Consider the following 9,672-nt stretch of genomic DNA (forward strand, 5'->3'; position numbering starts at 1 on the left):
CAAGCATATCTACCCGCTCACGCATTCCGACTAAGCCAAAAGATTTATCTTTTTTAACGGAAGGATCAAAGCCTCCCCCATCGTCTTTCACTATGATCATGACTGATTCTGGTTTCATTTCGGTTTTCACCTGAATGTGTGAAGCGTTCGCGTGCTTGACTGCATTTTGAACGGCTTCTTGAATCAGCCGGAAGAGCGCTACTTCATATTTGGATTCTAGTCTTCTCTCTTTTCCAAATGAAGTGTACGTAATGGTCAAGTCATTATAATCTTCGACAGTGGCCAGGTATTTTTTCAACGTCGGAACGAGCCCGAGGTCGTCCAATGCCATCGGCCGCAGATCATAGATGATTCTGCGAACCTCGTACAAGGCTGAGCGCACCATTTTCCTCACATTTTTCATCTCGACCAAGGCTGCATCCACACCGCGTTCGCGATATGTACGTTCGACTAAGTCAGATCTTAACATGACATTTGCAAGCATTTGTGCTGGTCCGTCATGAATTTCTCTTGAAAGACGGCGCCTTTCTTCTTCCTGGGCTTCAATGATTTGCAAGCCGAATTTTTGTTTCTCTTTCGCGTCTTCCAGAGCATCGGTCACGTGCTTGAAGTCTTCCGTCAAGTAGTTCAGCACGACGGAGATTTTGCCCCCTAGTGCTTCTGCACGATGAATCGTTTCATCCAGATTCCTCAATCGAATTTCAAGGTCGTCGCGTCGTTCTCTAAGTTGTTTTTCTTTTTCACGTTTCATGGACAACTCCATTTGCAGTCCATGAGTTTGTTCATATACTTTTCTAATTTCTTCTTCGGAATATTTCTGGAATTGCTTACTGACCTCAGATAAGCGTATGCGGGAGAAGCGGACTTTTTGTTCGAGCTTGTCTCCTTCATCGATGAATGCAAGGACCTGTTGCTTTGTTTCAAGCAATTCTTGGTTTAGTTTTTCAAATTCAGTGCGGGATTCTTCACCAATCTGGAAAATTTCATCTTTACTGTTTGTCACAGTATCGACCATTTCGTCGATGATGAAATCTAATGTTTTGTCCCGAAGTTTCTTATCACTCATCACTAGTCCCTCCATCAATATTCACACACACTCATTCGTTCGACCTAAGTCGATTTGTGGGGGTTTTATTTGATAAAAAATAGTATGTACTGTTTTTTTGATAAACGTTGCCTTTATTTGCCGAAAGTTTCTCCCGATTATATAATAAATGCTTAGGAGGTTCGGCATATAATGTTAGAAAATTATTATACAGTAAAACCCGAAGGATCAGAAGAAGTGACCATACAGAAATCCAGGTTTATCGGCTATGTAAAAAGATGCGAAACTGAGGAAGAAGCTCAATCTTTCATCCAGGAAATCAAGAAGAAACATCACGATGCGACTCATAACTGCTCTGCCTATATGATCGGTGAACATGATTTAATTCAGAAAGCTAATGACGATGGGGAACCGAGTGGAACAGCCGGGGTACCGATGCTTGAAGTCCTAAAAAGAAGAGGACTGAAAGATACGGCAGTTGTGGTTACCCGTTATTTTGGCGGCATCAAACTCGGGGCCGGAGGATTAATCAGGGCTTATTCCGGTACGACTTCTGCTGCGATTGATAAAACCGGAGTTGTAAAACGTCAGCTCATGAACGAGATGAAAGTGACGGTCGAGTATCATCTTTTAGGAAAAGTAGAAAATGAAGTGCGCAACTCCAAATATGCACTTCAAACGATTAATTACATGGAAAATGTGGAACTAATAGTATATGTAGAAAGTGGTCAAGAAACAGAGTTCGAAAACTGGATTATTGACCTTACAAGTAATCAAGCTACGATTACACAGGGAGAATCATCCTATGTAGAGTTTGATGTGACTCCCGAATAAAGGAGTAGAGTTCCCCACCATGAAGCACAAAAAGCTCAAAATATCCCTATGGTCTTTGGCTTTTGTATTCCTTATGAGTGTCGGAGCAGCAGCTGGGTATGCAGCTTATCTGACTGATCAAGTGAAACAAACAGCCGTGGAATCCCATCGAGAGCTGGCCCGCGGTGAAAAGTCGGACAAGCGTGTTGAGGTGGTCAATCCAGAATATGACCACACGTCAGTATTGTTCGTTGGAATAGACGATAGTGAAAAACGATCATCAAATGCAACAAGGTCTGACGCTCTCGTACTCGCGACATTTAATGACGATGACAAATCCATCAAAATGGTAAGTATTCCCCGTGATTCTTACACCTACATCCCAGAAGTCGGCTACAAGGACAAAATTACCCATGCCCATGCATTTGGAGGCATCGATGCAACCGTTGCATCTGTGGAGCAGATGTTTAATGTTCCTGTTGATTATTATGTACGTTTGAACTTCAATTCTTTCATCGAGGTTGTGAATTCCATTGGCGGAATCACTTATGACGTTCCTTTTGACATTACAGAGCAGAATAGTTCAGATAAAGCAGGAGCCATTGAGCTCAAAAAAGGTTATCAGACATTGAATGGTGAAGAAGCCCTGGCGCTCGCAAGAACACGAAAGTATGACAGCGACCTTGCAAGAGGGCAGCGCCAAATGGATCTCATTCAGGAAATCGTAAGGCAATCCATGACAACGAGTTCTATTAATAATTTCAATGAGATACTTAATTCCATCAGCAACAATCTCAAAACAAACTTAACCTTCGATGAAATGATCTCCTTTAAAGATTATGTTCTAGAAAAACAAGGATTATCCTTTGAAAAAATGCAACTTCAAGGCGAAGGAATGCGAAAAGATGGCGTCTGGTATTATAACGTCTATGAGGACAGTCTGCTATCAACAAAAAGTGAACTGCGTACACATCTAGAACTTGATCCCAAAGAAGAGGATCAAGGGATCAATTCATTTGCAGACGATGACAACGGCTCAGATGAAATGTGAATGAGAAACGCGAATGGAACTTAACGAGTTCCATTCGTGTTTTTTATATCATTATTCGACGGGATATTTCCCAGGTAATAATGATTTTAAATCAACACATCATAAAAAAAGCCGCCTCCATAGATTTTTTTGATCTACGAGGCAGCTATTGTTTTTATCTTTGTTTACGATAATCTTTAATCAAATTAAGGATCGGTTTGTATTCTTTTCCGATTAAGCCTGTCATTTCCACAATCAACTCAATCATGAGGACGAGGAGAGCAATGACAAACATGGCACCGAACATCGTTGCTTGTGAGAAGATCACAGCTGCTAAGCTGAAGAGTGCACTCACGGCATAAATCATCAATACCGTTTCAGGGTGGCTGTATCCCAAGTTAATCAGACAATGATGTAAGTGAGATTTATCAGGTGCAGACAACGGTTTCCGCTGAATTACTCTGCGTACGATAGCGAATAGTGTATCTGAAATCGGCACACCGAGAATAATGACCGGAATAATGAATGAAAACAACGTAACATTTTTAAATCCGAGTAAAGAAAGAACACTGATCATAAAGCCTAAAAACAAGGCACCGGTGTCCCCCATAAAAATTTTAGCGGGGTAAAAGTTGTAAAGGAGAAACCCTAATGTACTTCCTAACATCATCAGACCGGCAAAGACAACAAATACGTTCCCCATCGTAATCGCCATTCCTGAAATCGTTAAAAGGGCAATCGCTGATACACCAGCTGCGAGACCATCCAGGCCGTCAATTAAGTTTATCGCATTGGTTATTCCAACGATCCACAAGATCGTAATCGGAATGCTCAAGTATCCGAATTCCAACTGACCACCAAAGGGCAAGTTGATGTATTCAACTTGAACACCACCGATAACAACGACGACAGCAGCTAATAATTGGCCACCAAGTTTCACTTTTGCTGAAAGTTCCCTCATATCGTCGAGAACGCCAGTGATGATAATAATGCTTGCCCCTATAAAGACAGGCCAAGTGAATTTACTTTCAGGGAAGAAAATCAATAAGCCGATGGCAAAACTAAGAAATATTGCTAGTCCACCTAAGCGAGGCATGATGATTTTATGAACTTTTCGATGATTCGGTTTATCGGTCGCTCCAATTTTAATGGCCAGCTTCTTAACGAGCGGCGTAATTAAAATCGAAGCAATAAAGCAGAATAACAAGGCCTTATACTCCATAAAGACCCTCCTCAGGTTTATTATGTCCTCTCCACTTTGAAGTAAGCTACTCTATTTTTTCCATCTCTTATTGAATAAATCCTGCTCTACTTCGAACAATAATCTTAGAAGATTATAGCACAACAATGGGTGATGAGACATACATTTTTTCTTAATTATTTGTTAGCCTTTTTTTAACAATCGTAAACACCTATTTGGGCATTCCGACAAAATCTTCCACAGCAGAATTCGCCTTCTTATACCTGGACGGTCGGGCTGCATCAAAGTTTCAAGATTTTTCAAGAACAGGAAAATAGTCGCTCACTCTTTTTTAATGAACAAGACCAAAGCATCATAAAAGTATGCTTCCATTTTCCAGGTGGATCCCCTCCAAAAACTTTTATATCTTTTCGAGCGTTCACCATTTTTTCAGGGGTGGTTTGTCGAATTTTCTGAGTAATTTTCGCTCTTCTCCTTGAAAGGATGATAAAAATCCATAACCCTATTCATAATCAGGTTTAGAGTGCAATTCTTAAGTCAATATAAACCTAATAGGATCGTTAAGATATCATTTGCATTGTTCATTCTCATTTCATTACAATGTATGGCATGTCATTTTTTTAGGAGGATTATCGAATCATGGTAAAAAATGAACGAAAGAAACTGGAAAGGTCTCTGAAAGCCCATTGGGTTTGGGCTATTGCCTTCGGGTCGGCCATCGGATGGGGAGCCTTTGTCTTACCGACAGACTGGATCAGTCAGGCCGGACCGATCGGTGTAGTGATCGGTATATTACTTGGAGCCATTTTAATGATGATCATCGGTGTCAGTTATGGCTTCCTTATTGAGAAGTTTCCTGTTACAGGTGGTGAATTCGCCTATGCTTATATCGGATTCGGTAGAAAATTCGCTTTCATCGCGGGATGGTTTTTGACGCTAGGATACATTTGTATTGTGGCCTTGAATGCATCTGCTCTTGCTTTACTTGCTAAATTCTTATTCCCCGACTTTGTCAGAACAGGGAATATGTATAAAGTAGCTGGTTATGAAGTGTCAATCATTCAAATTGCTATTGCCAGCATTGCTCTTATCGTTTTTGCTTTTTTAAACATTCGCGGAGCAAGTTTTTCAGGTCGTACACAATTCATTTTCAGTATTATCCTTATTTTAGGAATTTTGCTACTCGCAGTAGGCGCAATGTTTACAGAAGGTCCGAGCCTTGAAAACATTTCACCAGCATTCCAACCGAATAAAACAGCCATCGCATCCATCTTATCAATTTTGGCGCTTGCTCCTTTCGCCTATGTTGGTTTCGATAACATACCTCAGGCGGCTGAGGAATTCACATTTGAACCGAAAAAGGCTTTTGGATTAATTATCTGGTCTTTACTTGCTGCAGGACTTGCCTACAGTGCCATGATCTTGATTACGGCAAGCACGATGCCATGGCAGGACCTTCTCGCTCAGATTAACTCGAACAATTCCGTCTGGGGTACAGGTGACGCCATAGAAAGTTATATGGGACGTGCCGGTGTTCTGATCATCGGAATCGCCGTATCGATGGGCATCTTTACTGGACTGAATGGTTTTTACATTTCTTCTAGTCGCCTAACTTTCGCTATGGGTCGTGCAAGAATTTTACCGAACGTATTTAGGAAATTACACTCCAAATACCATACACCTTACGTCGGAATTCTTTTCACAATGGCGATTTGTCTGATTGCCCCATGGTTTGGCCGTCAGGCCTTGCTTTGGGTCGTTGATATGTCCTCTACAGGTGTAGCGATCGCGTACTTCTTCTGTACAGCGACAGCTTACAAGTTCTTCCGCTGGTCAAAGAATAGCAAATCAAATGGATCCTATGATGTTGTAGCACCAGGAAGAAAACTGCTTTCCCTGATCGGAATGATCAGTTCCATCGGTTTTCTCATTCTGCTGCTATTCCCGGGCTCACCTGCATCGTTAGGAAAAGAATCCTATATTGCTCTAGGAATATGGATCGTGATCGGTATCGTCTTCTATTTCGTGAACGCAAAGCGTTACAATAGCATCGACCGTAAAGAGATGAACTATCTCATCCTGGAAAAAGAAGAAATTTAAGCAAGAAAAAATCCCCGCTCATTGCTGCGGGGATTTTCTTATTCTAAAAGCCAAAATAGTCACCAAGATACTTATTCCAAATGCTATAAAGCCACTGAGGAAACCAATCTTTATGTTTATGGCCGTTATCTTTCTTGATATGGATTTGAGCTAAAACCGGATCATGGTCGCTCGCACGTCCATCGGCTTCGGAAAAGTCTGCATTAATATTGACCGTTTCTATTTTCGTTTGTTTCTTCAAATCTTTACTGACAAGGATATGGTCCAATACTTGGGAGTTCCCCTGATAGATGTAAGTGTAGCGCTCATCATGTGGGACTTCCTCAATCATATTGGCTAAAATATCTCCCTCTAGCGTTTCGATTGGTGCCGAAAATTCGAAATCATTCAAGTCACCTAATACGACCACGTTGGCGTTATCTACTTCGCTTTCTACTTTTTGCACAAAATTATTGATGACTTTCGCCTGCTCGATGCGTTGTTTTTCACTGCCTAATTCTACAGGCTGAGAAGCTCCGAACAATCCGTCATCTCCACCTTTGGAGTTGAAATGATTTGCAACAATGACAACTTTCTCTCCATTAAATTCAAATTCTGCAGCTAAAGGTTTTCTTGAATCGTAAAACGCATCATTTGTCGGGTCGACACGTCCTGGATTCAATGTCAAACCTTCATCATTCACATCAACTGCTGTGACAGCGTCACCTGATGGTTTGTCTGTGAGCGTCACACGATCAGGATTGTAAATGAACCCAACACGAATGTTCCCACCTGGCTGTCCCCCATCCGTCTTATCTTGAGGAGCGATGTCTGTAAATGCATAGCGAGGTCCCCCCGCTTCCACTATTGCATCAATCAGCGTCTGGTAACTTTCACTCGCGTCAACCGTGCCATCGTCTGTTGCACCATTGTTGTCCTGCATTTCAATGAGGCCAACGACATCAGGCGTGTTTAAGTTTTCTACGATCGATTCTGCAATCTTTGCGACTTTTTTAGGATTGGTTTCTGCTGAGAAGTTTTCTACGTTATAGCTAGCAACCGTCATTTTTTGGTTAAGACCTTTCAATTTCGCTGCTTCTCTTTCCGTTCCTCCATCATAGATCTCAGGGAATTCGCCTGTTACGCGGATTTTGTAGTTGCTGTAGTCGTAACTGACGACACCCGTAATAGATTCTTTGAAAAAATCACCTGTCTTCGCTTGAACATCTATTCCGTCGACGTCGATGAGCATACGTTCAGGGTTGTAATCATTTGGAGAAATTAACAATCCTCCTGCGTCTGTTATCAACTGATTTTCACTTGTTTCCACGTAGACCGGCAATTCATCATATTTAACTGGACCCGTGACTTTCGCTTCTGGAAGTTCGATTAACATTCCCTCTAAGCTTTCATAAAAATCGAGGCCGTCTTCCTCAGGATCAAATGCATCAAGGGCATCATTTTCAATAATTTCTGTCGGTGGTGTGCGGTCATCTCCAATCACGACAGGCTCAGGAAGTGCTTGATCAGAGGAAACGACCTCAAGGCTTGAACCGTTGATTTCGGTCGTTAATAAATCATCTGCATCAGAATAACCATCTTCGCGCCATTCTTTTACTTTACCAGTGACAGAGACAAGATCTCCGACTTCTACTCCTGCGGTACGCTTGTACACGTAGATTCCTTCTGAAGTCTTAGAGTTATCATCTGGATTTGTGCTTTGCATAAAGAAGCTGTTTGAACCGTCTACTTTCGTTACAACACCTTCCACATTTTGTACGACTTGCCCTTCATAAGGTGAAGTGTGAGCAGCCCCTTGAACATCATGGATTTCCAATTGATTAAGAGGTTTCAAAGCTGTATAAGTAAAGGTGGCTACGTCACTGACGTCCCCGTTGTCACGTACAGCAACTGCCTTAATCGTCACGTCTTCTTCAATGACGATCGCATCCGTATACTCTTGACTATCTGCTGTCGGTTGGGAGCCGTCGACCGTATAATGGATGGTTGCTCCTGGCTCAGCTGTATTCAATGTGACTTCCGTGCCTTTTACGACCTGTCCAGAAGACGGGCTAGCCGTTACCGCAAATACTTTTTCAATAATGTCCGCTTGTGTGCGTGGAACAAGTTTATAGTTGCTATAACTATAGTTCACTACACCTTTGATTTGTTCATACGTCTTGCCGATTTCAAGGAAGTCTTCATTCTCCGGTGTAATTAAAAACGTTCCATTTTCGCCTTGTGCGGTAAAATCACCATATTGATTCTTCTCTGTGATCTCGACCGGACCGACTTGAACGAATTCTGCTTCGATTTCTTCGCCTGCATCAGCAGTAAATTGAGCAGCATCGACAATCTGTGCCTCGGGTACACCTGCATTTTCAGCCGTCACTTCAACCTGGGCTGAAGAAGTTGAAATTTGCTGCATGCCGTAATATTCATCGAATTCACCCGTTGCTTTCACCTGATCCCCTACGGATGCTGTGATGCCCGGGCCTCTAACAATGATGCCTGCTGTATCGTCTTGTATGTATAAGTTAATTTGTCCGCCAGCTTCAAACGATGCCGTAGCAATCCCTTCAACCGTTACCGTCTGGCCGCTGTCCACCTGACGTGCATCGGCGATTGACTGAACTTCTCCTGCTTCACTTTCTGGTACGCCTGCGTTACCTAAATACTCAAACGTATCTTTGGCGTATTGATCCCATTGGTCTGCCGTTTCAAAAGCATCTGTAGCGTCTGTATCGCCTGCCGCTACGTCCGCTTTACGAAGCAATGTGACATCCTTCCCAAATTCATCAGTACTTCCAATTTGCCCAATGGAATCAACAACCTCGCCTCCTTTTTTCAAAACAAGCGGGTCATCTCCATTGAAGCTTACTACTCCACTGTTTACGTCTGTTACATTCTGGATCGCTTCCCCGGCTTGTGAATCAGAGATAACGAAAACGTCTCCGTTCGCTAAAGTTCCTTCCATATCATAAGTGGTACTTGCTGTTGTGGCTCCATTTGAATAGAGCTCAACTGTGTAATCAGAAAGATCAATGATTTCCCTGGTTCCGTTGAAGATCTCAATCGCCTTATTGTAGCTCGATCCTTCGACATACTCTGAAATCAATAAGTCTCCCGGTGTTTCAGCGTTCGCTACCTTAGGGAAAGGAGTAATAGCTGAACCGACCAAAAGCACCATAATAAAACACCAAATCACTGCTTTTTTCAAAATGTGATGCCTCCCTTACAAATTTTGATAAATTCTTACTCTATCTCTCAGTATATAAAATTCAGAATTCAGTTTATATTTTATTTTTGTAAAAATAGATAAATCATTCCAATGAAACGCGACATTTGAACTATATATAACAAGTATGTTACGAATCATCAGACAATCGATGGGTGTCGTATGGGTGTTTTCATATGTGGTAGAATGGTACTTTGAGAGGTTAGTAAATTGAGGTGTTTTTTAAATGGGAAAACGAATCATACGTGTAAGAAGAAAAAATAAAA

At 41.9% G+C, this 9,672-nt stretch carries 6 protein-coding genes; 3 read left to right on the forward strand and 3 right to left on the reverse strand.

Going from position 1 to position 9,672, the window contains the following annotated elements:
* Positions 1-1,066 (reverse strand): histidine kinase (locus LD39_RS03070; protein ID WP_035542780.1); only part of this gene is annotated, 1,066 nt, incomplete at its 3' end.
* Between the two features lie 171 nt (positions 1,067-1,237).
* On the opposite strand from LD39_RS03070, the gene LD39_RS03075 reads away from it, so the two are divergent.
* Both LD39_RS03075 and LD39_RS03080 read left to right on the forward strand, forming a co-directional pair.
* Positions 1,238-1,879, forward strand: coding sequence for a YigZ family protein (locus LD39_RS03075; protein ID WP_035542783.1), 642 nt, complete (start codon positions 1,238-1,240; stop codon positions 1,877-1,879).
* Between the two features lie 19 nt (positions 1,880-1,898).
* A complete protein-coding gene (locus LD39_RS03080; RefSeq protein ID WP_035542784.1) occupies positions 1,899-2,909 on the forward strand; it encodes an LCP family protein in 1,011 nt (336 codons plus the stop codon).
* A gap of 154 nt (positions 2,910-3,063) precedes the next feature.
* Here the strand turns inward: LD39_RS03080 and LD39_RS03085 are convergent, their stop codons facing one another.
* Positions 3,064-4,110, reverse strand: coding sequence for a glycosyltransferase family 4 protein (locus tag LD39_RS03085; protein WP_035542787.1), 1,047 nt, complete (start codon positions 4,108-4,110; stop codon positions 3,064-3,066).
* Positions 4,111-4,728: 618 nt separating this feature from the next.
* On the opposite strand from LD39_RS03085, the gene LD39_RS03090 reads away from it, so the two are divergent.
* A complete protein-coding gene (locus tag LD39_RS03090) occupies positions 4,729-6,189 on the forward strand; it encodes an APC family permease (protein ID WP_035542790.1) in 1,461 nt (486 codons plus the stop codon).
* A gap of 43 nt (positions 6,190-6,232) precedes the next feature.
* Here LD39_RS03090 and LD39_RS03095 read toward each other — a convergent pair whose 3' ends face one another.
* Positions 6,233-9,388 carry a chitobiase/beta-hexosaminidase C-terminal domain-containing protein gene (locus tag LD39_RS03095; RefSeq protein ID WP_081988270.1) on the reverse strand — a complete coding sequence of 1,052 codons (3,156 nt, stop codon included), beginning with the start codon at positions 9,386-9,388 and terminating at the stop codon, positions 6,233-6,235.
* Positions 9,389-9,672: the final 284 nt, after the last annotated feature.

This window comes from Halobacillus sp. BBL2006, from assembly GCF_000786645.1.
Taxonomy (GTDB): Bacteria; Bacillota; Bacilli; order Bacillales; family Halobacillaceae; genus Halobacillus.

Bases quoted from the DNA above. Each gene is read 5' to 3' on its own strand.
- LD39_RS03075 (WP_035542783.1), top strand. From the start codon at position 1,238: ATGTTAGAAAATTATTATACAGTAAAACCCGAAGGATCAGAAGAAGTG.
- LD39_RS03080 (WP_035542784.1), top strand. From the start codon at position 1,899: ATGAAGCACAAAAAGCTCAAAATATCCCTATGGTCTTTGGCTTTTGTA.
- LD39_RS03090 (WP_035542790.1), top strand. From the start codon at position 4,729: ATGGTAAAAAATGAACGAAAGAAACTGGAAAGGTCTCTGAAAGCCCAT.
- LD39_RS03085 (WP_035542787.1), bottom strand. From the start codon at position 4,110: ATGGAGTATAAGGCCTTGTTATTCTGCTTTATTGCTTCGATTTTAATT.